General features: G+C 71.2%; 13 protein-coding genes. 5 read left to right on the top strand and 8 right to left on the bottom strand.

Features of this window, described 5'->3' with window-relative positions:
* Positions 1-81: 81 nt before the first annotated feature.
* Positions 82-3,699: a LamG domain-containing protein gene (locus tag ACIQUQ_RS06725; protein WP_403972091.1), complete on the bottom strand. Its 3,618-nt coding sequence runs from the start codon at positions 3,697-3,699 to the stop codon at positions 82-84.
* 387 nt (positions 3,700-4,086) lie between these two features.
* On the opposite strand from ACIQUQ_RS06725, the gene ACIQUQ_RS06720 reads away from it, so the two are divergent.
* Complete coding sequence (locus ACIQUQ_RS06720) at positions 4,087-4,887, top strand: TetR/AcrR family transcriptional regulator (RefSeq protein ID WP_403972089.1); 801 nt, start codon at positions 4,087-4,089, stop codon at positions 4,885-4,887.
* Positions 4,888-4,894: 7 nt separating this feature from the next.
* Positions 4,895-5,419: a GNAT family N-acetyltransferase gene (locus tag ACIQUQ_RS06715; RefSeq protein WP_403972087.1), complete on the top strand. Its 525-nt coding sequence runs from the start codon at positions 4,895-4,897 to the stop codon at positions 5,417-5,419.
* A gap of 95 nt (positions 5,420-5,514) precedes the next feature.
* Here the strand turns inward: ACIQUQ_RS06715 and pulA are convergent, their stop codons facing one another.
* The 7 genes from pulA to ACIQUQ_RS06680 form a co-directional block, all read right to left on the bottom strand.
* Positions 5,515-10,869 carry a pullulanase-type alpha-1,6-glucosidase gene (gene pulA, locus ACIQUQ_RS06710; RefSeq protein WP_403972085.1) on the bottom strand — a complete coding sequence of 1,785 codons (5,355 nt, stop codon included), beginning with the start codon at positions 10,867-10,869 and terminating at the stop codon, positions 5,515-5,517.
* A 189-nt stretch (positions 10,870-11,058) separates the two neighbouring features.
* Entirely contained in the window at positions 11,059-12,768 is a 1,710-nt protein-coding gene (locus ACIQUQ_RS06705; RefSeq protein WP_403972083.1) for a carbohydrate-binding module family 20 domain-containing protein, read from the bottom strand.
* 270 nt (positions 12,769-13,038) lie between these two features.
* On the bottom strand, positions 13,039-14,100 hold the full coding sequence (locus ACIQUQ_RS06700) for a LacI family DNA-binding transcriptional regulator (protein ID WP_403972081.1): 1,062 nt from the start codon (positions 14,098-14,100) through the stop codon (positions 13,039-13,041).
* Positions 14,097-15,746 carry a glycoside hydrolase family 13 protein gene (locus ACIQUQ_RS06695; RefSeq protein ID WP_403972079.1) on the bottom strand — a complete coding sequence of 550 codons (1,650 nt, stop codon included), beginning with the start codon at positions 15,744-15,746 and terminating at the stop codon, positions 14,097-14,099. Before ACIQUQ_RS06695 ends, ACIQUQ_RS06700 begins: the two co-directional genes overlap by 4 nt.
* Before the next feature lie 159 nt (positions 15,747-15,905).
* Entirely contained in the window at positions 15,906-16,787 is an 882-nt protein-coding gene (locus ACIQUQ_RS06690; protein WP_403972077.1) for a sugar ABC transporter permease, read from the bottom strand.
* A 2-nt stretch (positions 16,788-16,789) separates the two neighbouring features.
* A complete protein-coding gene (locus ACIQUQ_RS06685; RefSeq protein WP_403972075.1) occupies positions 16,790-17,806 on the bottom strand; it encodes a carbohydrate ABC transporter permease in 1,017 nt (338 codons plus the stop codon).
* Positions 17,807-17,850: 44 nt separating this feature from the next.
* On the bottom strand, positions 17,851-19,128 hold the full coding sequence (locus tag ACIQUQ_RS06680) for an extracellular solute-binding protein (protein ID WP_403972073.1): 1,278 nt from the start codon (positions 19,126-19,128) through the stop codon (positions 17,851-17,853).
* A 211-nt stretch (positions 19,129-19,339) separates the two neighbouring features.
* Here ACIQUQ_RS06680 and ACIQUQ_RS06675 point away from each other — a divergent pair, with 211 nt between their 5' ends.
* The 3 genes from ACIQUQ_RS06675 (at position 19,340) to ACIQUQ_RS06665 (ending at position 23,127) form a co-directional block, all read left to right on the top strand.
* Entirely contained in the window at positions 19,340-21,019 is a 1,680-nt protein-coding gene (locus tag ACIQUQ_RS06675; RefSeq protein WP_403972071.1) for an alpha-amylase family glycosyl hydrolase, read from the top strand.
* A gap of 25 nt (positions 21,020-21,044) precedes the next feature.
* A complete protein-coding gene (locus tag ACIQUQ_RS06670) occupies positions 21,045-22,067 on the top strand; it encodes a LacI family DNA-binding transcriptional regulator (RefSeq protein WP_403972069.1) in 1,023 nt (340 codons plus the stop codon).
* A gap of 172 nt (positions 22,068-22,239) precedes the next feature.
* The gene (locus tag ACIQUQ_RS06665) at positions 22,240-23,127 is read left to right on the top strand and encodes a phosphatase PAP2 family protein (RefSeq protein ID WP_403972067.1); all 888 of its coding nucleotides are present in this window, start codon (positions 22,240-22,242) and stop codon (positions 23,125-23,127) included.
* The last annotated feature ends 30 nt before the right edge of the window (positions 23,128-23,157 follow it).

Below are 23,157 nucleotides of genomic sequence, written 5' to 3'. Positions count from 1 at the left end.
GCCGGCGTGCACCTGTTCTTCGCCCCGAACCGCCCCCCGCCGCCCTGGGGGCCCCCCGCCGGGCCCCCCCGGCGGGAGCGGCTAGGCCCCGTCAAGCACGTCGGACTCGACCTGAGCGATGTCCTTCATCGCGCCCGACCAGACCCGCATGTCCTTGATCAGCCCGGGCAGGTGGTGGCCCCACGCGCTGACCGTGAAGCCCTTGCCGACAGCGAACTCTCCCGAGCCGACTCGGGCCGTGTAGGCCTTCGGGTCGCCCTCCCTGGAGGAGCCCACGTACAGCGTGATGGTCCCTGCCAGGGCGTCGTACACGCCCGTGACCTGCACCTCAGTGTCGAGGGCCGCGAGGTCCTCGCTCACCACCGAGGTACCGGTACCGTCGGAGGTGAGGCGGCCGAAGTGCCAGCGGCCGACGGGCTTGGTGACCGTCTTGGTCGGGTCGTCCTCGTCGTTGGCCGAGACCTCGGCGTTGTTCGTCTTCTCGTACCAGATGCTCCAGGAGGATCCGGTGGCGGTGCGCTGGCCGATGACCTGCGCCTTGTAGTTGTCGGCCTTGCTCAGCAGCTTCGCGCTGTCGAGCTTGGCCTCGGCAGTCACGGTGAACGAGCCGGAGTCGTCGACAAGCGGGCCTGCGGCTGTGGCGGCCTGGTTCGTGCCATTGAGGACGAAGGCACCGCCGCTGGCCGTCGTACCCGCGTCGGGCACGAGGTCGCGGTCGTAGCCGGAGGTGTCCGAGTACTCGCCGTTGACGAGTCCGGACAGGTTCCAGGCGCCGGACAGCTCGACCTGGTTCTTGCCCGTCGCCGGGTCGAACAGTGCCGCCTCCTGCTCGATCTCGAGGGCGCTCTTCTCGTCCTGCCAGACCTTCACCTCGTCGACGCGGCCGGCCAGGTAGTCCGTCCAGTTGCCCTGGTACTTGATCCGACCGAAGGACATCGGGCCGAGTCCTGCCACCGGACTCGAGACGGTGTCCTCGCCTTGGAGCTGGCCATTGACGTACAGCTTCAGCTTGTTGGTCGAGGCGTTGTACGAGGCCGCGAGGTGGGTCCACACGCGGCGCGTCGCGGGGCCCTTGGCCAGCACCACGTTGTCCGAGATGCTGCCGTTGACCGTGTCCGAGGTCGGCATACGCACCGACCAGGTGGATCCGGCGTGATGACTCAGGGAGACGGCGCTCATGTAGGTGCCCGCCTGGCCGACCACCGAGAAGGTCTGGTCCGTCTCGCTCGGGCGCACCCAAGTGGAGATGGTGAACGACGCACGCGTGTCGATGACCGGCCCGGCGGTCGCCGCGTAGTCGTCGACGCCGTCGGTGCGCAGGGTGCGGTCCTCGTGCAGGGTCGGGGTGGTGATCCAGCCGCGGCGACCGGTGTCCTGGCGCGCGACGCCGCCACCGAGAGTGGCGTTGTTGCGCAGCGCCGGGTCGGTCGTCGAGGTGTCGAGGGCCGACCCCGAGGCCTCGTCGAAGTTCCAGATGCCGACGGGGCCGGGGCCTTCCTTGACGACGAAGTCCACGATGTTCTCGGCGCCCCAGCGGTCCAGACTGTCCTTGGCCTTCACGCTCAGGCGCATGGTGCCCGAGGTCTGCGGCGTGACGGAGACCGTCAGCGGCGATCCGGGCTTCTCCGTCCACGTGCTGTCCGTGGACAGCTTGTACGCGTAGGCCTTGTTGGTGTCGCCACCCGTGGCTCCGAAGGTGAAGGAACCCGCCTGGCCCGGCTTGCCCGCGGCCGTGCAAGAGCTTGTGGTGCACTCGCTGTACGGGCCGTTGAAGGTGATCATCGGGGCCTTGGGGGCCTGTGCGTCCACCTTGAAGTAGCAGCCGGTGTTCGCGGGGCTGCCGCGGAGCTCGCTGCCCGCGAAGGAACGGGTCCAGGTGCGGTACCGGTAAAGAGCGTTCTCCTCCAGTGCCACCGGCGGCTCACCCGTGAGTCTGACGTTGGCCCCGACGTACCCGGTGCTCGGGCGGTCAATGAACGAGGAGTCGGTCGGCAGCTTGCGGACGGGCACATAGCTGCCGTCGGCCTGCCGCTTCTCGGTCAGCATGGCCACCCGGAGGGAGGCTCCGGCCTCGCCGCCCGCGACCGTCTCGGCCGTGGCCGTGAGCAGCGGGGTCGGGTCGGAGACGATGCTGGCCGTGGACTCGCTGGTGCCGCACACCTGGCCGGAGCCGGCGACGATGCCGATGGCCGACGGGAGGGCTGGCTTGCTGATGTAGTCGACCGAGAGCACGGCGTCGTTGCGGAAGCGCTTCCAGGATGCGGTGTCGGTCTCGTCCTCGGCACGCAGTTCCAGCGTCAGTCGCTTGAACTTGCCGGCCGCGAAGTCGCGCACGGTCGGCGTCAGGTTCTCGTCGGGCTCACCGGGGTTGTCAGCGAACTCAATGGGGGCAGTCGGCGAGTTCGGGTCGCAGGCGGAGCCGCGGCCTGCGGACACCCACCGGTCGCCCATGCGGTCCAGGTAGGCGGGCTTGTTGGCCCAGGTCGTCGCCGACGAGATCTCGCCCGCGGTGCGGACGAGCCAGACGTTGCGCACGTCGCACTGGAAGGCCCAGGGCTCGGTGATGGTGAACTTGGAGCTCAGCACCTCCTTGCCGGCGAGCTTGGTCGGCGAGAACTCGAAGTAGAGACGCTGTACGTAGCCGGGTCCACAGTAGTAGCCGTTCCAGCTGCCGCATTCGCCCATGCCGCGGCCCATGCCGTCTTCGGCGTTGTCCCAGGCGTAGTCCTCGTACCCGTCGTTGCGCAGCAGCGTGCGCTCGACGTTGTTGTCCAGGGCGATCGACGGGTCGATGTAGAGCGGGAATGCGGCCGGATCGGTCTGCCCGAGCAGCCCGGCGTCCGGGACGAGGGTGAGGGCGTCGGCCGCCACGTGCACCGCGAGTTCGGCGGTCCTGTCACCGCGGCCCGGGGCGTCAGCGGGCACGTCCTCGCGCTCCGGCTGCCCGGAGGGCTTGCCCGACGCGGCTACGCCCGCCTTGCTGGCGGCCTTGGAGGTCGACTGACCGCGCGAGTCCCACATCAGTGCCGGCGGCGCATTGAAGACCCGGTTCCCGTTGCCGTCGAGCGCCTCGAGCCCGCCGTCCTTGGTGCCGTTGAGCCGCAGCTGCGCCGACTTCAGTGGGAACGTGATGCGCTTCAGCGCCGGGTTCTTCGCGGCCTCGGGCGTCTTGACGACGAGGACCTCGCGGAAACCCTCGGTGGTCGCGGTCAGACGCAGGTCGACCCCGGGCAGCACCTCGCGGTACAGCGCGTTGGCCCCGTCCAGCACCGGGGCGGGGAGCGTTCCCTGCCAGCCCAGCGACAACGAGTGCGGACCGCGCCCGATGGTGGCCAGGCGGGTGTCGCGGCCGCCCTTGGAGAAGCCCAGCGAGGTGACGGCGGCCTTGGGGCCGACGGAGCCGTCATCACGAACCTCAAGGGTGGCGTCGGGCTCGACCCAGCCTGTCCCGGCCTTGACCCGGACCGGAGCCGTGGACTGGTCCAGACGGAAGGTCCTGCCGTCCGGATTCGCGTACGTGGTGGTGTACTCCGACCTCTGACCGAGCACCTCGACCGGCTTGCCGGTTTCCCCGGCCGTGCGCAGCGCCTGCTGCTCCTCGGTCAGTGCCTGCGTGGCACCCGGGCCGGCCGCGGCGGCAACCGGGGCATGTGCAGGGGCGACTCCCGCCACCAGCACCGCGCCGAGCGCTGCACTCACGGCATGGCGAAGCCGCCACCGTTCTCTTGAAGGCATGAACCCATCCCCTGAAAAAGACGGGGCCTCCCCGGACCCCGTTGAAGCGATCCAGACGATCGCCGACGTAAACATAAATTTCTTCTAAGGACCGAGCAAGACCAGCCAACGTTCGATATCCGATCACTCGGAATCCGTACTTCCACTTAATGCACACGAGATCCGGACATCCCCACCCCGGGGAAATCCCAGCCAAGGAGGAGGATTTCGGGGGCAAGCGGACACTCCTCCTGGTGGAAAAATTTGCCCACTGGCGCGAATTCCACCGTTGACTACGCTCCACGGACGTCCTTCCCCTCCGGGCGGGCCGAGCGTGTCAGCAGGGAGGGTGGGGTGGGTAGGGTGGTTCGTATGACAACCGGGGTACGGCGCAGGATGGGTGTCGAGGAGCGGCGGCAGCAGCTGATCAGCGTCGCGCTGGAGTTGTTCAGCCACCGGTCGCCCGACGACGTGTCGATCGACGAGATCGCCGCGGCGGCGGGGATCTCGCGCCCGCTCGTCTACCACTACTTCCCCGGGAAGCTGAGCCTGTACGAGGCCGCGCTGCGGCGGGCCGCCGACGAGTTGGCGGGGCGGTTCGAGGAGCCCAGGGAAGGGCCGCTCGGGGCGCGGCTGTTGCGCGTGATGGGCCGGTACTTCGAGTTCGTCGAGGATCACGGGCCGGGTTTCTCCGCGCTGATGCGCGGCGGGCCGGCGGCCGGGTCCAGCCGGACCAACGCGATGATCGACGAGGTGCGGCAGGCCGCGTACGACAACATCCTGGCCCACCTCGGGATCACCGCCCCGCCGGCGCGGCTGGAGCTGGTGGTCAGGTCGTGGGTGTCCCTGGCCGAGTCCACCGCCCTGATCTGGCTGGACGGGCGGAAGATACCCCGGGCCGAGCTGGAGCTGCAGCTGGTGCACGACTTCGCGGCGCTGGCCGCCGTGAGCGCCGCGTACGACGCGGAGATGGCCGGGGTGCTCGTGCGGATCCTGGCGGGCGAGCCCGCGGACGGGCCGTTCGGGGACCTGGTGGGGCGGCTCGTGGCCCTGGTTCCGGCGGAGGTGGTCACGGAGGTGGTGACCGAGGTGGCCCCGGCTGCGGGGGTGGGTGCGGAGGCGGGAGCCGCGGTTGCCGCCGAGGCCCCCGGCGGGGTGCCCGCGCCGCGATAATTCCCGCGTGATCATTGACGATGGGATTGTGTTCCGGCGCGCCGACGAGAAGGACGCGCCGGTCCTCGTGCGGCTGTACGACGGCGCCGCGGCCTGGATGCGCGAGAACGGCATCGAGCAGTGGAAGGCCGGCGAGAAGGACGCCGAGCACTTCCGGCGGAAGATGCGCGAGGGCGAGGTGTGGCTGGCCCGGGACGCCGACGGCGCGGTCTGCGGCGCGTACGAGCTGTGGTGGTCCGACGAGGAGGCCTGGGGCGTGCAGCCGCCGGTCGCGGGCTACGTGCACCGCCTGATGGTCGACCGGGCGACGGCCCCCGCGGGGACCGGGCGGCGGCTGCTGGAGCACGCCGAGGCGCGGATCGCGCGGACCCGGCGCGAGCTGGCCAGGCTGGACTGCCAGTCGACCAACCCGCGGCTGCTGTCCTACTACCGGAGCGCCGGTTACCGGGTGGTCGGGGAGTTCCCCTCCAAGGTCGCCAAGGACGGGCGGGTCTACGGCGTGATCCTGCTGGAGCGGCGGCTTGACGTGTAGGCGGCGGCTCGACGTGAGGAGCCCCCCGACACGCGGATGCCGTGCCCGGCCCTCCTCGGGCCGGACACGGCATGCGTTCCCGTGGTGCGCGTGGGTCAGCCGCGCTTGAAGACCGCCACCGTGCGGGCCGGGACGGTGAAGGTGCCCGACGCGTACGCCGCCCCCTTCACCACGGGGTCGGTGCCGGCGGCCTGGACCGGGTGCAGGCGGTACGTGCCCCCGGTGCCGAGGGTCTGCCGCTGCTCGGCCGGCGTGGCGTTGAAGACGACGACCAGGTCGCCCAGCTTCATCGTGACCACGCCCGGGGTCTCGTCCTCGCCGGAGAGCGGGAAGGACAGGGCGGACTGCACCTCGGCCGTCGTGGCCAGCGAGAACGCCGGCTCCGTCGTCCGGACGCGGAGCAGGTCGGCGTACCCGCCCGCCGCGGCGGTGATCTCGGCGCAGCCGGGGGCGGCGCCGGTCAGCAGCGGCTTGGCGTACACCCACTTGGACCGGTTGTCGGCGGCCGGGGGCAGGCCGCGGCCGAAGCCGTTGCCGTCGCGGCAGTCCCAGTGGACCGCGTTGAACCAGTCGCCGCTGTCGTACGAGTTGCGGTCGAGGGACTTGGAGCGGAGCAGGTCCGTGCCGGCCTGGGAGAGCGCCGGGCCCTGCGAGAGCGCGGCCGTGGCCATGGCCAGGACCTGCATGCGGGAGCGGTCGGCCGTGGAGGTGCCGGCCGGCAGCTTGTAGGCGAGGGCGTCGTAGAGGGACTCGTTGTCGTGGGCGTCCACGTAGGCGAGGGCGTCGCCCGGGGCCGCCGCGTAGCCGGCCGGCTGCCCGTTGTAGTCCACCTCGGAGCCCTTGACCGTGCGGCCCGCGGTGTCGGTGAAGGAGTAGCCGGCGAGGTTGCCGGACAGGCCGACCTTGAGCAGGTCCTGGGCGTGCAGCAGGCGGGCCTTCTGCTGGTCCGGGGTGCCGTTGGCCGGGGAGGTGTTCGGGTCGGTGTAGAGGCCCGAGGCGAAGCCCTGGACGCGCGGGTCCTCGTCGAAGGGGCCGCCGCCGCGGACCGCGTCGCGGGCCCGGTCGGAGAAGGTGGCGATGCCGGTGCCGGCCATGTTCTTCTGCGTGGCCTGGACGAAGCGGGCGTCGTCGGCGACCTCGCCGAAGTTCCAGCCCTCGCCGTAGAGGACGATCTTCTTCCCGTCGACCCCGTCCCTGGCGACCGTGAGGGCGTCCAGGGCGGCGCGGACGGCCAGGATGTTGGCCTTCGGGTGGTGGCCCATGAGGTCGAAGCGGAAGCCGTCGACCTTGTACTCCCTGGCCCAGGTGACGATCGAGTCCACGACGAGCTTGCCCATCATGGCGTTCTCGGGCGCGGTGTTGGCGCAGCAGGTGGAGGTGGCGACGGAGCCGTCGGCCAGCAGCCGCTGGTAGTAGCCGGGCACGATCCGGTCGAGCACCGACTTGTCCGACTGCCCGGCGGCGACGGTGTGGTTGTAGACCACGTCCATGACCGTGCGCAGCCCGGCGCCGTTCAGGCCCTGGACCATCCGCCGGAACTCGACGGTGCGGCGGGTGCCTTCGGGGTCGCTCGCGTACGAACCCTCGGGGACGGTGTAGTGCAGCGGGTCGTAGCCCCAGTTGTACGCGTCCTTCGCGGCGGCCGCGGCGACGCAGGCCTGCTGCTCCTCGGAGTCCGGCGCGTACACCGACAGGTCGCAGGCGGGTTCGGTGCGGTCGGCCGGCTTCTCGGGGATGGTGCCGATGTCGAAGGCCGGGAGGAGGTGGACGTAGGAGGTGCCGGCGGCGGCGAGGCTCCGCAGGTGCTTCATGCCGGCCGAGCCGGTGTCGGTGAAGGCGAGGTACTGCCCGGGGTGGGCGGAGGTGCGGTCGGCGACGGAGAAGTCGCGGACGTGCAGCTCCTGGATCTGGGCGCGCTGGAAGGGCACCGCGGCGGGCTTCTTCAGCCCGGTCCAGCCGGCCGGCTTGAGGGCCGGGTCGGCGAGGTCCACGGCGAGGCTGCGGGCCGAGTCGGTGGTGAGGGCGGTGGAGTAGGGGTCGGTGACCCGGTTGGTGACGAGCTGCTGGACCGAGGGGGCCCAGACGGTGACGGCGTAGCGGTAGGGCTTGCCGCGCCAGTCGGCGCCGCCGGTGGCGGTCCACACGCCGGAGGTGCCGTTCCGCTTCATCGGGACCGTGCGGTCGCCGAGTTCGAGGTCGACGCGCTGGGCGGTCGGGGCCCAGACGGAGAGGCGTACGGAGCCGTCGCGGCCGAAGACGGGGCCGAGGGCGGCGCCCTTGGCGGCGGGCGCGTACAGGTCGTCCAGGACGCCGGCGAGCTGCACGCCGGTGGCGGCGAGCACGGCGCCGTTGGCGGCGCGGGCGGCGGCCACGAGCTGGCCGCGCAGGGCCTCGCGGACCCGGTCCCGGTCGCGCTCGTCGACGGTGAAGGCGGTGTGCTTCGCCAGGTGCGGGAAGGCGGCCTTCTGGGCGTCGGTGAGCTGCGTGCGGTTCAGCCGCAGCCAGCTCGCGTTGCCGGTGAGGGCGCCGCCGGAGGCCTTGACCGAGCCGTCGCGGGAGGTCAGGAGCTGGGCGGAGGCGGCGGCCTCGGGGGCGTTCCAGGCCACGGTGTTCCGGTCGATCCAGACGGCGTGGGCCTTGGTGAGGTCCAGGGCCGCGGAGGAGCCGGCCGGCTGCGGGAGGAGGTACTTCTCCTTGCCGCCGAGGAGCCAGACCTCGTGGCCGTTGGCCTTGAGGTCCAGGGACTGGTCGGAGGGCAGGTCCTTCTCGTCGCCCCGGTGGAGGATGTAGCTGAGGCTCGTGGCGCCGGCGGCGAGCGGGACCTCGTACACCGCGCCGTACGCGTCGAAGCGCGCCGGCAGCAGCGGCTTGGACCACTCGGTCGGGTTCGCGGCGCCGGTCCAGGTGTGCAGGCCCCAGCCGTCGTACTGGCCGTCGGCGCGCTGGTAGTGCAGCACGGCCTTGGCGGTGTCCTGGGCGGGGTACTCGGGCCGCTCGGTGCGGGCGGCCTCCTTGCCCTGCTCCAGCCAGATCTCGCCGGTCTTCGTGACGTCGATGCTGCGGTCGGCTGCGACGTCCTTGTTGCCGTCCTTGTCGATGACGAGGTAGCCGACGGAGGTGGCGCCGGGCTTGAGGCGTACGTACGCGAAGGCGCCGTAGGCGTCGCGGCCGGTGAAGCCGTGGCCAGCCGGCCAGGGGGTGGCCTCGCCGTCGGCGATGTCGCCCCAGGCGTAGAGGCGCCAGTCGGCGTAGTCGCCGTCGGGGCGCTTGTAGTGGACGACCGCGTAGTCGCGCTGGGTGGCGGTCGGCACGTCCTTCGGCGGGACCTGTCCGGCGACGGACTCCGCGAGGGCGCTCGCGGTGTGGCCGGCGGTGTCGACGGCCACGGCCTTGTAGCGCAGCGGGGTGCCCTGGGGGGCGGTGACGTGCTGGGTGACCTGGTACGGGGCGTGGTCCGCGGTGCCGAGGACCTGCCAGGGGCCGTCGCCGGTCTGGGCGGCGAACACCACCCGGTTCAGGCCGCCGCCGGTGACCTGGGCGGACAGCTCCACGGTGCCGGTGGCGCCGGGCGCGGGGGCCTTGAGGGTGACGGAGGGGCCGGTGGCGGGGAGGGCCAGCGGGGTGTCCGCGGCGAGGACCACGGAGCCGAGGGCGGGGACGGTGACGGTGACCTTGCCGTCGGCGTCGACGCGGGCGGCGTCCTCGGTGCCGTACAGGGCGGTGAGGTCGGTGCCCGGGGCGCTGTCGACCGGGACCGTCACGGTCTTCGGCTCGCCTGCGTTGTTGACGGCGACCAGGTACTCGGCGCGGGAGTAGGCGTCGGTGCGGGTGAAGGCGTAGAGGGAGTCCTTCGCGAGGCGCTCCGTCTGGACGCCGTTGCGCAGCGCCGGGTGGGCCTTGGTCAGCTTCGAGAGCGCGGCGATCTGCCGGTAGAGCGGGTGCTGCGGGTCGTAGGCGTCGCTCGCGTGGGTGCGGTCGGTGCCGAGCTGGTCGTCGTCCAGGTAGTCGGCGGTCTTCGAGGCGAAGAGGGACTGGCGGGCGTCCTTGTCGCCGCCGGCGCCGGTGTAGCCCTGCTCGTCGCCGTAGTAGACGACGGGGTTGCCGCGGTTGAGGAACATCAGCTCGTTGGCGAGCCGGTAGCGGTCCAGCAGCTCGCGCTCGCCCTTCCCGGCGTTGTCCTGCTTCAGGAAGGTGCCGAAGCGGCCCATGTCGTGGTTGCCGAGGAAGGTGACCTGCTCGTAGGCGTTGGCCCGGTCGCTGGTGTAGCGGTGGTCGTCCGCGAGGACGGAGGCCAGCCGGCCGGCGGGGGCGCCCTGGGAGGCGTACGCGCGGATCGCCTCCTGGAGCGGGAAGTCGAGGGTGGCGTCGAGCCGGCCGCAGGTCACGTACGGCGAGGTGACGGCGGTGTCCGCGGAGTAGACCTCGCCGAACATGAAGAAGTCGGGCCGGCCGCGCTGCGCGGCGTACCGGTCGAGGGCGGTGGCCCACTGGGTCCAGAACTCGGTGTTGACGTGCTTGACCGTGTCGATGCGGAAGCCGTCGATGGCGAAGTCGGCGACCCACTTCTCGTAGATCTTCTGCATGCCGCTGACGACCTCGGGGCGCTCGGTCCACAGGTCGTCGAGGCCGAAGAAGTCGCCCTGGTCGGAGGATTCGCCGGCGAAGGTGGAGTCGCCGCGGTTGTGGTACATGGTCGGGTCGTTGAGCCAGGCCGGTACCTTGAGGTCCTTCTTGGCCGCGGGGACGACCGGGGTGCGCGGGAAGGACTCCGCGGAGACCGCGGGGAACTTCCTCTTCCCGTCGGCGTAGTCGGAGTCGTCGAAGGGGACGCCGTCCTTGGTCAGGTACGGGAAGGCGCCCTTGGAGAGGTAGTTGTAGGACTTCTCCTCGTAGTCGACGACGTCGGCCGTGTGGTTGGCGATGACGTCGAAGAAGACCTTCATGCCCTTGCGGTGGGCGGTGTCGATCAGCTTCGTGAGGTCGGCGTTGGTGCCGAAGTGCGGGTCGACCTGCGTGAAGTCGGTGATCCAGTAGCCGTGGTAGCCGGCCGACGCGTCGTTGCCGGTGCCCTGCACCGGCTGGTTCTTGAAGATCGGCGCGAGCCAGATCGCGGTGGTGCCGAGGCCCTTGACGTAGTCGAGCCGCTGGGTCAGGCCCTTGAGGTCGCCGCCCTGGTAGAAGCCCTTGTCCTCGGGGTCGAGGCCGGTCTCCAGGCGGGTGCCGGTGAGGCCGCCCCGGTCGTTGGCCGGGTCGCCGTTGGCGAAGCGGTCGGGCAGGACGAAGTAGAACTGCTCGCGGGTCAGGTCGTGCCGGGTCGGCTGCTTGGCGAGACTCGCGTCGGAGGGCGGTGCCGGCGGCGTGGCCGCGGCGGCCGGGAGTGCGGGCGCGAGGGTCGCTGCCAGGGCGGCGGCGGCCGTCACGGCCGCCGCGCGCAGGGCTGGGCGTATCAAGGGAGGATCTCCTTGAAGCGGGGACAGGGGCCGTGCGGGGTGGAGCGTGCTGCCGGGTACGGGGTCCCGGTGCTGCCCGGGTACGCGCTCCCGGTGCCGCTCCACCGGCTGGTGCGGTTGGTACGGGTGAGGGCCGCCCGGCGGTGGCGGGAACTGGATGGTGCCGGGCGGCCCTGGTCTGAGGGGGGGCTAGTTGCGCCAGGTGTCGTTGAGCGTGACCTTGCCGCTCGCGGGGACGGTGGCGGTGCGGTTGGCGCCGCTCTCCCAGGTGACGTTGCCCGACGCGTCCTTGCGGACGTACTTGTACTCGAAGGCGGTGCCCGCCGGCATCGTCACGTCGAGCTTCCAGACGGGGTAGGCCGCGGGGTCGAGCTTGAGCGCGGATCCGGTGTTCCAGCTGCCGAGGGCGGCCTGGTTGCCGACCACGTAGACGTTCTGGCCCCAGCTGGTGGTGGCGTTGACGCCGAAGCTCGCTCCGGTGTCGCCGCCGGGCGGCGGGACGGGCGTGCCGGAGCAGGTGCGGGCGCCGGTGTGCAGCGCGAGGGCGGTGCCGGCGGCGAGGGTGGCGGTGAACTGCCCGGAGGAGTTCACGGTCACCTTCCGGCCGCTCTGCACGTCGCAGTAGTCGCCCGCGGCGAGCGAGGTCTGGAAGGTGCGGGTGAGCGCCGCGCCCTCGTGGTTGATGGCGACGTACGCCTTGGTTCCGCGGCCGAAGGCGATCTGGTCCCCGCCGTTGTCCCACCAGTTCACGACACCCTGACCGCGGGCCGTGTTCCGGAAGGCGACCATCGAGGAGATCTCGCGCCAGGCGTGCTGGCACTTCCAGCCGTCGGTGTAGCAGGCGTTGACCGTGCCGCCGTTCGGCGGGCCGGCGTCCTTGTCGGTCCACTCGTAGCCGGAGTGGACGTCCGGGGAGCCGTACGGCCAGGCCAGCATGAACACGCTGGCGAGGGTGTAGGCGGACCCGTCCTTGTAGCTGAGGGTGTCGCCGCCGCGCTCGGTGTCGTGGTTGTCGACGAAGACCCCGGACTGGCCGCTCGGCATGTGGCCCCAGGCCTCGCCGAAGTTCTTGAGGTAGGCGAGGTTCTCGTTCTGGAAGACCCGCTTGAGGTCGCGGGCGTAGCGGAACTCCTGGACGTCGCCGTTGCCGAGGTACTCGCTGGGCGAGACGGCCTCGCCGGCGCCGTATATCGCCTCCTGCTTCCAGTAGACGGAAGGATTCGTCAGCCGGGACTTGATGTTGGCCAGGTCGGCGGCCGGCATGTGCTTGGCGGCGTCGATGCGGAAGCCGTCGACGCCCAGCGACAGCAGGTCGTTGAGGTATCCGGCGATCTTCCCGCGGACGTGGTCCTCGCCGGTGTCCAGGTCGGCGAGCTGGACCAGCTCGCAGTTCTGGACGTTGGCCTTGTCCTGGTAGTTGGAGATGGTGGCCCGGCAGTCGTCCATGTCGGCGCCGGAGTAGAGGCCCGGGTAGTCGTACTTCGAGTACGCGGAGCCGCCGGTGCCGACGCCGGAGCCGTCCTGGCCGGCCATGTGGTTGACCACGGAGTCCGCGACCACCTTGACGCCGGCCGCGTGGCAGGTGTCGACCATGTTCCTGAAGGCGGTGCGGTCCCCGAGCCGGCCGGCGATCCGGTAGCTGACCGGCTGGTACGAGGTCCACCACTGGCCGCCTTGGACGTGCTCCTGGGGCGGGGAGACCTGGACGAAGCCGTATCCGGCGGGGCCGAGCGAGTCGGTGCAGGCCTTGGCCACCGAGTCGAACTTCCACTCGAAGAGCACGGCCGTGACGTCCTTGGTGCCGGGCGGCACCGCCGAGGCCTGTGGTGCCTGGACCGTGAGGGCGGCCGCCGCGAGGGCGACGGTCACCCCCACGGCTCTGCGGGTGCGTGGGGGCATGGGTCCTCCTGGCGAGAGGGTGCGGGTGCGGGTGACCTCGTACGGCAACGCGCCATGCCCGTAAGGCCGAGAACTGCTCTGCAAGTTGACTGAAACTTCTTGCGGTCGCGACCGTACGAGGCCCACCACCGCACCGTCAACCCTTTGGACACACCTTCGTCATCCGCCAGAAATACAGGCGTTTTTTGGCCGCAACAACTTACGCAAGAGATTGCAACGATGTACGGTTCAACCCAGTCCCGGCCCGGCCGGACGGGGCCCTGAGGGGCCCTACGCGCCCGGACGGACGGGCCGGGGCGCCTGCGCGGTGGAACCCCGCACCACCAGCTCCGGCTGGAACACGAACTCCGTCCGCTCCACCGGGTTCCCCCCGACGGCCTCCAGCAGCGCCCCCACCGCAGCCGTCGCCATGGCGCGGACCGGCTGGCGGACCGTGGTCAGCGGCGGATCGGTGAACGGGATCAGCGGCGAGTCGTCGAAGCCGACCACGGACACGTCCTCGGGCACGCGCAGCCCGCGCTCGCGCACCGCCCGGATCACGCCCAGCGCCATGGGGTCGCTGCCGCAGACGATGCCGGTGCACCCCTGGTCCAGCAGGGCGCCGCCGGCCGCGTGGCCGCCCTCGACGGTGAACAGCGTGCGCTGGATGTACGGCTCGGCGTCGTCGATCCCCAGCAGCTCGGCCAGCACGGCCGCGAAGCCCTCCGCCTTCCTGCGCGAGGGCACGTACCGCGTGGGACCGATCGCCAGGCCGATCCGCTCGTGCCCCAGCTCGGCGAGGTGGCGGACCGCCATGGTGGCGGCGGCCCGGTCGTCCGGGGACACGAACGGGGCGCTGATCTTCTCGTTGTAGCCGTTGATCAGCACGAACGGCGTGCCGCGCGCCGCCAGCCGCAGGTACCGGGCGGGGTCCGCGGCGGCGTCGGCGTGCAGGCCTGAGAGGAACACGATGCCGGTGACACCGCGCTCCTCCAGCTGCTCGACCAGCTCGTCCTCGGTGGCACCGCCCGGTGTCTGCGTGCACAGCACCGGGGTGTAGCCGTGCCCGGCCAGCGCCTGCTCGATGACCTGCGCGAAGGCCGGGAAGATCGGGTTGGTCAGCTCCGGGATGAGCAGGCCGACCAGCCCGTTGCTCTTGCGCCGCAGCCGTACGGGCCGCTCGTAGCCGAGCACGTCGAGCGCGGCCAGCACCTTGTGCCGGGTGGACTCGGCCACGCCCTGCTTGCCGTTCAGCACCCGGCTGACGGTCGCCTCGCTGACCTGGGCCTGCGCGGCGATGTCCGCCAGCCGTGGTGCTCCGGGCTCGCCGCCGCGCGGCGCGGGGACGGTCACACCGCCCACCACACCGTGCCGTCGGCCGGCAGTACGCCGTCCTCGACGGGGGCGCTGGCCAGCAGGCGGGTGCCGGGCGCGGTGAACGGCACCGGCTCGCCGGTGGTGTTGGCCGCGCACACGAAGGAGCCGCGGCGGAAGGCCAGTACGCCCTCGGGGGCCGCCAGCCACTCCACCTCCTCGCCCGCGCCCAGGTCGGGGTGGTCCCGGCGCAGGCGCAGCGCGGAGCGGTACAGCTCCAGGGTCGAGTCGGGGTCGCCGGACTGCGCCTCGACGCTCAGGCCGGCCCAGGACGCGGGCTGCGGCAGCCAGCTGGGGCCGCCGGCGACGGGGCCGAAGCCGTACGGGGCCTCGGTGCCCGACCACGGGATCGGCACCCGGCAGCCGTCGCGGAAGCCGTCCTGGCCGGCCGCGCGGAAGAAGGACGGGTCCTGGCGCACCTCGTCGGGCAGGTCGGTGACGTCGGGCAGGCCCAGCTCCTCGCCCTGGTACACGTACGCCGAGCCGGGCAGCGCGAGCATCAGCATGGTCGCGGCGCGGGCGCGCCGCAGGCCCAGCTCGCGGTCGCCCTGCTCGCGCAGCTGCGTGCCGAGGCCCGCGGGGTTGGCGAACCGGGTGGCGTGCCGGGTGACGTCGTGGTTGGAGAGCACCCAGGTGGTGGGGGCGCCGACGGGGCGCATCGCGGCGAGCGAGGTGTCGATGACCTCGCGCAGCTCGGCGCCGTCCCAGTGGGTGCCCAGGTACTGGAAGTTGAAGGCCTGGTGCATCTCGTCGGGGCGCACGTAACGGGCCGTCCGCTCGACGGTGGGGGTCCAGGCCTCGGCGACCAGGACGCGGTCGCCCTCGTACTCGTCGAGGATCCGGCGCCAGGAGCGGTAGATCTCGTGGACGCCGTCCTGGTCGAAGAACGGCATGACGTCGTTGCCGAGCAGCTTCAGCTGGTCCCTGGCGCCGAGGTCGGGCAGGCCGGGGGCCTTGACCAGGCCGTGGGCGACGTCGACGCGGAAGCCGTCGGCGCCGAGGTCGAGCCAGAAGCGCAGGATGGAGCGGAACTCGTCCTGGACGGCCGGGTGCTCCCAGTTGAAGTCGGGCTGCTCGGGGGCGAAGAGGTGCAGGTACCACTCGCCGTCCTCGACGCGGGTCCAGGCGGGGCCGCCGAAGATGGACTCCCAGTCGTTGGGCGGCAGTTCGCCGGTCTCGCCCTTGCCCGCGCGGAAGTGGAAGCGCTCGCGCAGCCGGGAGCCGGGGCCCTCGCGCAGCGCCTGCTTGAACCAGTCGTGCTGGTCGGAGCAGTGGTTGGGCACGAGGTCCACGATGATGCGCAGGCCGAGCCCGTGGGCCTCGCGGATGAGCGCGTCGGCGTCGTGCAGGGTGCCGAACATGGGGTCGATGGCCCGGTAGTCGGCGACGTCGTAGCCCGCGTCCGCCTGCGGGGAGGCGTAGAAGGGGCTGAGCCACACCGCGTCGACCCCGAGCTCCTTGAGGTACGGGAGCCTGCTGCGCACGCCTTCGAGGTCGCCCATGCCGTCGCCGTTGCTGTCGGCGAAGCTGCGCGGGTAGACCTGGTAGATCACCGCGTCTCTCCACCATCCCGTGTGCGTGCCGGTGGTCGGGGCGGCGGCGGGGGCAGCGAGGTGCTGGGTCATGTCATCCCTGAAGGTCTCGGGGTGGGACGGCGCCGGACGGTCGGGGTCGGCGCCGCGCTGAGTCGTGTACGCGCGTCGGTCGGTGGTACGGGGTGGGGGCCGTACGTACGGGACCCTGTGCGGAGGTTCCGTACGTACGGCCCGGGAAGGCCCCGCGCGTCAGCCCTTGGTGGCGCCGGCGGTCATGCCGGCGACCAGGTGGCGCTGGGCGAAGATGAAGAACGCCGCGGCCGGGATCGCGATGAGCACCGAGGCGGCGGTCATCGGGCCCCAGTTGGCGGTGTACTGCGTGACGAAGGTCTGCAGGCCGCCCGCGAGGGTGAGGTTCTCCTCGCCGACCATGAAGGCGGAGGCGTACGCGACCTCGCCCCAGGCGGTGATGAAGGAGTAGAAGGCGGTGACGGCCAGGCCGGGCTTGGCCAGCGGCAGGATCAGCCGCCAGAAGGTGCCGAAGGGGTTGAGTCCGTCGACGCGGCCGGACTCGTCGATCTCCACCGGGATGGTGTCGAAGAAGCCCTTCATCATCCAGGCGCAGAACGGCACCGCGATGGTGAGGTAGGTGATGATCAGGCCGACGGGCTGGTTGAGCAGCCCGAGCTGCCCCATCAGGTTGTAGAGCGGCACGATCAGGATCGCCATGGGGAACATCTGCGTGATGAGCAGGGTCCACATCAGCGGGCGCATGCCGGGGAACTTGAAGCGGCTGACCGCGTAGCCGGTGGTGGCCGCGATCATGACGCCCAGGACCGTGGTGACGCCGGCGACGAGCGCGGAGTTGGCGAACCAGGTGAAGAAGGAGGTCTGCTCGACGAGGTAGCGGTAGTTGTCGAGCGTGGTGTCCTTGAGGAAGTCCGTGGTGATCGCGTACTTCGCGGGCTTCAGCGAGGTCAGCAGCACCCACAGGACCGGGAAGACCGCCACGATCGAGGCGACCGCCAGGGTGGCGTGCAGGCCGAAGGAGGCGAGCGGGCTGCGCTCGCCGCGCTTGCGCACGGGCTTGGCCGCGGCCGTGCCGGGGGTGGTGGGGTTCGTCGTGGCCATGGTCACCACACCTCTCCCTGCTTGCGCAGCGAACGCCGGTAGACCAGCGCGAAGATCATGAGCAGGGCGAGGATCAGCACGCCCCAGGTCGCCGAGCCGGCGAAGTCGCGGGGGCTTTCGATGAACGCCTCGCGGAAAGCCTGGGTGACCAGGATCTCGGTCGCGTCGCCGGGACCGCCCCGGGTGAGCAGGAAGATCACCGGGAACATGTTGAAGGTCCAGATGGTGGAGAGCAGGATCACCGTCATGCTGACCGAGCGCAGGCCGGGCAGGGTGATGTGCCGGAAGCGCTGCCAGGGGCCGGCGCCGTCCATCTCGGCGGCCTCGTACAGCTCGCCGGATATGGACTGCAGGCCGCCGAGCAGGGCGACCATCATGAAGGGGACGCCGAGCCAGACGTTGACGGCGATGACCGAGACCTTGGCCCAGGTGGGGTCGTCGAGCCACGGGATCGCGCTGATCCCGCCGCCTTCGAGGAGCTTGTTGAGGATGCCGTTGTCGCGGTTGAAGAGGAACCGCCAGGCGAAGACGGAGACGAAGCCGGGCACGGCCCACGGCAGGATGAGCGCCATCCGGTAGAAGCCGCGGCCCTTGAAGGTCCGGTTCAGCATGTTGGCCAGGACCAGGCCGAGCGTGAAGGTGATGGAGACGCAGGCGACGGTCCACACCACCGTCCACACCAGGCGCTGGAGGAAGACCGGGTCCGAGAGCACCGCCGTGTAGTTGTCGAGGCCGACGAACTCGTACGTGGCCTCGATCTCGTTCACGCCGATGGTGCGGGCGACGTTGCGCTCGTTGGCGTCGGTCAGCGACAGGTAGATGCCGCGGACCAGGGGCCAGCCGATGATCACGCCGAGCACGATCACCACGGGGGCGATCATCGCCCACGCGTACCAGTGCGTCGAAACCGCCCGGCGGAACTTTCCGGGTCGCTGGTCAGTCCTGCGGCTCCGGCCGCGGGCGAGATCCTCGCCCGCGGCCTTCGCCACCGACTGGCTCGTGGTGGTGTCCACAGCCATCCTCCGTCGGCCTGCCTTCCTCTACCGTCTTCGGCTCTCGGCTCTTACTTCCAGCCCTTGAGGATCTTGCGGAACTCGGCGCCGGCCGCCTTCGCTGCGTCCTCCGGGCTCGCCGCACCGGTCACGGCCTTGGTGTACTGCACCTGGAGCGGGGCGAACAGGCTGCCGTTCTCCGGGATCCAGGCGCGCTCGACGGCCTTGTCGACGGCGGGCTTGAAGAACTGGACCATCTCGTTGCCCTTGACGTCCGGCTGCTCGTAGGCGGCGGTACGGGTGGGCAGCAGGGAGAGCTCCTTGGCCGACTGCACCTGGACCTCCTGCGAGGTCATGTACTCGACGAAGGCGTGGGCGGCGTCGCGGTTCTTCGAGCCCGCGTAGACGGCCAGGTCGTGGCCGCCCTGCGGGGCGCCCTGACCGGCGGAGCCGGCCGGGACCGCGGCGATGCCGAGGTTGGCCTTGTCCTTGAACTCGTCACCGGCGTAGGCGTCGGCGACGGCCCACGGACCGTTGATCATCATGGCGACCTTGCCCGACTTGAAGGCGGTCTGCATGTTGTTCCAGCCGTCGGTCGCGTTGGTGAGCGCGGCGCCGGAGGTGACCAGGTCGCGGGCGGCCTTGAAGGCCTTCACGCCGGCCGGGGAGTCGACGGTGACCGTCTTGTTCTTGGCGTCGACCAGGTCGCCGCCCTCGCCGTAGATGAGCGGCAGGAACCAGTACGAGTCGTCGCCGCGCAGGTAGAGGCCGGTCTTGCCGGTCTTGCTCTTGATCGTGGCGGCGGCCTTCTTCAGCTCCTCGAGGGAGGTGGGGGCCTCGACGCCGGCGTCCTTGAGGATCTTCTTGTTGTAGAAGAGGCCCATGGTGTCGATGACCTGCGGGACCGCGTAGGTGGTGCCCTCGAACTTGCCGGAGGCGGCGGCCTGCGGCAGGAACTCGGAGTCGACCTTCTTGGCCGCCTCGGCGGGCACCTTGTCCAGGTAGCCGAGGGAGGCGAAGTCGGCGACCCAGCCGACGTCGGCGCGGATCACGTCCGGGGCGTCGGCACCGCTGCTGAAGGCGTTCTTGGCCTTGTTCTGCGCGTCACCGTACGGGACGTTGACGTACTTGACGGTGACCTTGGGGTGCTTGGCGGTGAAGGCCTTCGCGATCTTCTCGAAGGTGGCCTTCTCGGCGTCGTTGGAGGTGTCCCACCAGGTGACGGTGCCGGAGAGCTCGCCGCCCGCCTTCTTGCCGTCCTCGCCGCCGTCGTTCTTGTCGCCGCCGCAGGCCGTCGCCGCGAGCGCCAGGGCCGCGACCAGCGCGGTGGCCGCTATGCCACGCCGCATATGAACTCCTTCAGTGATCCCGACCGCTCCCTCGCGGTGCCGAGTGGAAGGGAACGTAACAAGCTTGAAAGACGACCGAAAGGCCTTGCGGCAATTTTCTGCAAGCTCAGGGGATCGTTACATCCGCGTGTCCGGAAGGTTGCCGCTCCTTGCTGGCTGTTCGACGCCGGGGGCCCGCAACCCAGGGGGGTGTCGTCGCGTTGACCCCGATATGACCCAGGAGCTGACCGTCGTCCACACTGAAAGTCCTTCCAGCAAGCCGACCGGCTGGTGGCGCGACGCGGTGATCTACCAGGTATACGTACGGTCCTTCGCCGACAGCGACGGCGACGGCGTCGGGGACCTGCGCGGCATCCGCTCCCGGCTGCCACACCTCGCCCGGCTCGGGGTCGACGCGGTCTGGCTCACCCCCTTCTACGCCTCCCCCCAGGCCGACGGCGGCTACGACGTGGCGGACTACCGCGCCGTCGACCCGCTCTTCGGCACCCTGGAGGACGCCGCCGACCTGGTGCGGGCCGCCCACGACCTGGGGCTGCGGGTGATCGTCGACGTGGTGCCGAACCACACCTCCGACCGGCACCGCTGGTTCCAGGAGGCGCTCGGCGACCCCTCGGCCCGGGTCCGCTACCACTTCAGGCCCGGCCGCGGCCCCGGCGGGGACCTGCCGCCCAACGACTGGGAGTCCGTGTTCGGCGGCCCCGCCTGGACCCGGGTCGACGACGGGGAGTGGTACCTGCACCTCTTCGCCCCCGAGCAGCCCGACCTGAACTGGGAGCACGCCGAGGTCCGCGAGGAGTTCGACTCGGTGCTGCGCTTCTGGCTCGACCTGGGCGTCGACGGGTTCCGCGTCGACGTCGCCCACGGCATGGTCAAGCCACCCGGCCTGCCCGACATCGGGCACAGCGGCCAGGCCCGGCTGATCGGCGAGCAGGTGCTCCCCTTCTTCGACCAGGACGGGGTGCACGAGATCCACCGCTCCTGGCGGCGGCTCCTCGACTCCTACTCCCCCGCCCTCCGCCCGTGCGGCACCCCCGGGCAGCGGATCGGCGTCGCGGAGGCCTGGGCGCCCACCTCCGAGCGGCTGGCGCTGTACGTCCGGCCCGACGAGCTCCACCAGGCCTTCAACTTCCGCTTCCTGAACTGCCCCTGGGACCCGGCGGCGATGCGGCGCGTGATCGACGAGTCGCTGGCCGCGACCGCCTCCGTGGGCGCCCCCACCACCTGGGTGCTGTCCAACCACGACGTCGTGCGGCACACCACGCGGTACGGCAGCCTGGCCCGGGCGCGGGCCGCGGCGCTGCTGATGCTGGCGCTGCCCGGGTCGGCGTACCTGTACCAGGGGGAGGAGCTGGGCCTGCCGGAGGTCGCCGACCTGCCGGACGAGGTGCGGCGCGACCCCGCCTTCCGGCGCGGCGGCCCGGCCACCGGGGCGCAGGGGGCCTCGGCGGACGGGCAGGAGGGGCTGCGGGACGGGTGCCGGGTGCCGATGCCGTGGTCGGGCGCGGAACCGCCGTACGGTTTCGGGCCCGGCGGCAGCTGGCTGCCGCAGCCCGCGGACTGGGCGGGCCTGACCGTGGAGGCGCAGACCGGCGACCCGCACTCCACACTGGAGCTGTACCGCGCGGCCCTGGAACTGCGCCGGGCGCTGCCGGGGCTGGGCGCGGGACCCGACCCGGCCGGGAACGGCGGAGGGAACGGCATGCGGTGGCTGGACTCCCCGGCAGGGGTGCTCGCCTTCGGGCGGCCGGGCTTCGTCTGCACCTTCAACACCCGGGGCGCCCCCGTCGAACTTCCCTCCCCCGGACGGCCGGTGCTCTCCAGCTCCCCGCTCGGCGGGGGCGGGAGGACTGTCCTTATTCCCGCTGATTCCTGCACGTGGTGGGCAATCTGACATGCGACCGGTACAGTCCAATCCCATGACCGCGAGGCTTGCCGACATCGCAGCCCAGGCGGGGGTCAGCGAAGCCACAGTCAGCCGCGTGCTCAACGGCAAGCCCGGTGTGGCCGCGGGCACCCGTGAGTCCGTGCTTGCCGCGCTCGACGTGCTCGGTTACGAGCGGCCCGTGCGGCTGCGCCAGCGCAGCGCCGGCCTCGTCGGACTGATAACCCCCGAACTGGACAACCCGATCTTCCCCGCCCTCGCGCAGGTCATCGGGCAGGCCCTGACCAGGCAGGGGTACACACCCGTCCTCGCCACCCAGACCCCGGGCGGCTCCACGGAGGACGAGCTCACCGAGATGCTGGTGGACCGCGGGGTCTCCGGCATCATCTTCGTCTCCGGTCTCCACGCGGACACCACCGCGGACATGACCCGGTACGACCAACTCCGCGGCCAGGGCGTGCCGTACGTCCTCATCAACGGCTACTCCGCCAAGGTGCAGGCGCCCTTCGTGTCGCCCGACGACCGCGCCGCCATGCAGCTGGCCGTCACGCACCTCACCTCGCTCGGCCACACCAGGATCGGCCTGGCCGTCGGCCCGAAGCGGTTCGTCCCGGTGCTGCGCAAGATCGAGGGCTTCCACGCGGCGATGCGCGAGCGGCTGGGGCTGAGCCCCGCCGAGACCGAGGAGCTGATCCAGCACTCCCTCTACAGCCTGGAGGGCGGCCAGGCGGCCGCGACCGCGCTGATCGGGCGGGGCTGCACGGCCGTGGTCTGCGCCAGCGACATGATGGCACTCGGTGCCATCCGGGCGGCGAGGCAGCAGGGGCTGCGCGTGCCGCAGGACGTGTCGGTGGTCGGCTTCGACGACTCCCCGCTCATAGCGTTCACGGACCCGCCGCTGACCACGATCCGGCAGCCGGTGCAGGCCATGGGGCAGGCGGCCGTCCGCACGCTGCTGGAGGAGATCGGCGGCACCCCCGCCCCGCCCAGCGAGTTCGTCTTCCTCCCGGAGCTGGTGGTCCGCGGATCGACGGCCTCGGGTCCCTCCAGGCCCTGAGGGGCCCGGGAACGGTCCCGGCGGACGGTCCGGGGAGGGTCCCCGGCCGGCTCTCGGGAGGGTCCCGGAGGGGTCCGCCGTACGAAGGTCATACGTAGGACTGATCTGATGCACTGAAGACCGTCCCGAGGGATGATCGGAGGGCAGGACCGATCTGGCAGACTCTTTCCCTATGGGTGAAGCGAGCGTGAAGACACTGGAAACCCGGACGGATGTCGCGTCACCCATCGTGACCGAGGACGACCGCCCGGGCGGGTCCACGCGCACCCTCTGGGAGCGGCTCCGCGCACCGCGCCGGCCGCGCCTGTGGTTCGAGATCCTGCTGATCGCGGTCAGCTACTGGACGTACTCCCTCATCCGGAACGCCGTCCCGGAGCAGAAGGCCGCCGCCCTGCGCAACGCCGACTGGATCTGGCGGGTGGAGCACGACCTGGGCATCGCCGTCGAGAAGACGGTGAACCATGCCGTCGACTCCGTGACCTGGCTGGTCGTCGGCATGAACTACTACTACGCCACGCTCCACTTCGTCGTGACCATCGGCGTGCTCGTGTGGCTCTACCGCCGGCACCCGGGCCGGTACGCGCCCACGCGCCTGGTCCTCTTCGCCACCACCGGTGTGGCCCTGGTCGGCTACTACCTGTACCCGCTCGCGCCGCCTCGGCTGATGACCGGCGAGAACTTCATCGACACGGTGCTGGTGCACCACACCTGGGGCTCCATGGCCTCGGGCAACCTCAAGCACATGTCGAACCAGTACGCGGCGATGCCCTCGATGCACATCGGCTGGTCGCTCTGGTGCGGACTGACGATCTTCGCCCTGGCCTCCGCGCCCTGGGCGAAGATCCTGGGCCTGCTCTACCCGACGGCCACGCTGGTCGTCATCGTGGCCACCGCGAACCACTTCTGGCTGGACGCGGTGGGCGGCATGCTCTGCCTCGCCTTCGGCTACTCCCTGTCGTACGTCTGGTACGGCTCCCTCGCGCACCGGCTGCCGCGGCTGCCCGAGGACCAGTCGCCGCCGCCGCTGAGCGACGCGCTGCTGAACCGTATCCGCCGCTGAGGCGCGCCCGTCGCTGAGCGGCACTCTGCG

The organism is Streptomyces sp. NPDC101118 (genome assembly GCF_044759445.1).
GTDB lineage: Bacteria > Actinomycetota > Actinomycetes > Streptomycetales > Streptomycetaceae > Streptomyces.
The sequence above is the reverse complement of the archived record's forward strand: the minus strand, read 5'-3'. Positions and strand labels throughout refer to the sequence as shown.

Bases quoted from the DNA above. Each gene is read 5' to 3' on its own strand.
- ACIQUQ_RS06720 (WP_403972089.1), top strand. From the start codon at position 4,087: ATGACAACCGGGGTACGGCGCAGGATGGGTGTCGAGGAGCGGCGGCAG.
- ACIQUQ_RS06705 (WP_403972083.1), bottom strand. From the start codon at position 12,768: ATGCCCCCACGCACCCGCAGAGCCGTGGGGGTGACCGTCGCCCTCGCG.
- ACIQUQ_RS06695 (WP_403972079.1), bottom strand. From the start codon at position 15,746: ATGACCCAGCACCTCGCTGCCCCCGCCGCCGCCCCGACCACCGGCACG.
- ACIQUQ_RS06690 (WP_403972077.1), bottom strand. From the start codon at position 16,787: ATGGCCACGACGAACCCCACCACCCCCGGCACGGCCGCGGCCAAGCCC.
- ACIQUQ_RS06685 (WP_403972075.1), bottom strand. From the start codon at position 17,806: ATGGCTGTGGACACCACCACGAGCCAGTCGGTGGCGAAGGCCGCGGGC.
- ACIQUQ_RS06680 (WP_403972073.1), bottom strand. From the start codon at position 19,128: ATGCGGCGTGGCATAGCGGCCACCGCGCTGGTCGCGGCCCTGGCGCTC.
- ACIQUQ_RS06675 (WP_403972071.1), top strand. From the start codon at position 19,340: ATGACCCAGGAGCTGACCGTCGTCCACACTGAAAGTCCTTCCAGCAAG.
- ACIQUQ_RS06670 (WP_403972069.1), top strand. From the start codon at position 21,045: ATGACCGCGAGGCTTGCCGACATCGCAGCCCAGGCGGGGGTCAGCGAA.
- ACIQUQ_RS06665 (WP_403972067.1), top strand. From the start codon at position 22,240: ATGGGTGAAGCGAGCGTGAAGACACTGGAAACCCGGACGGATGTCGCG.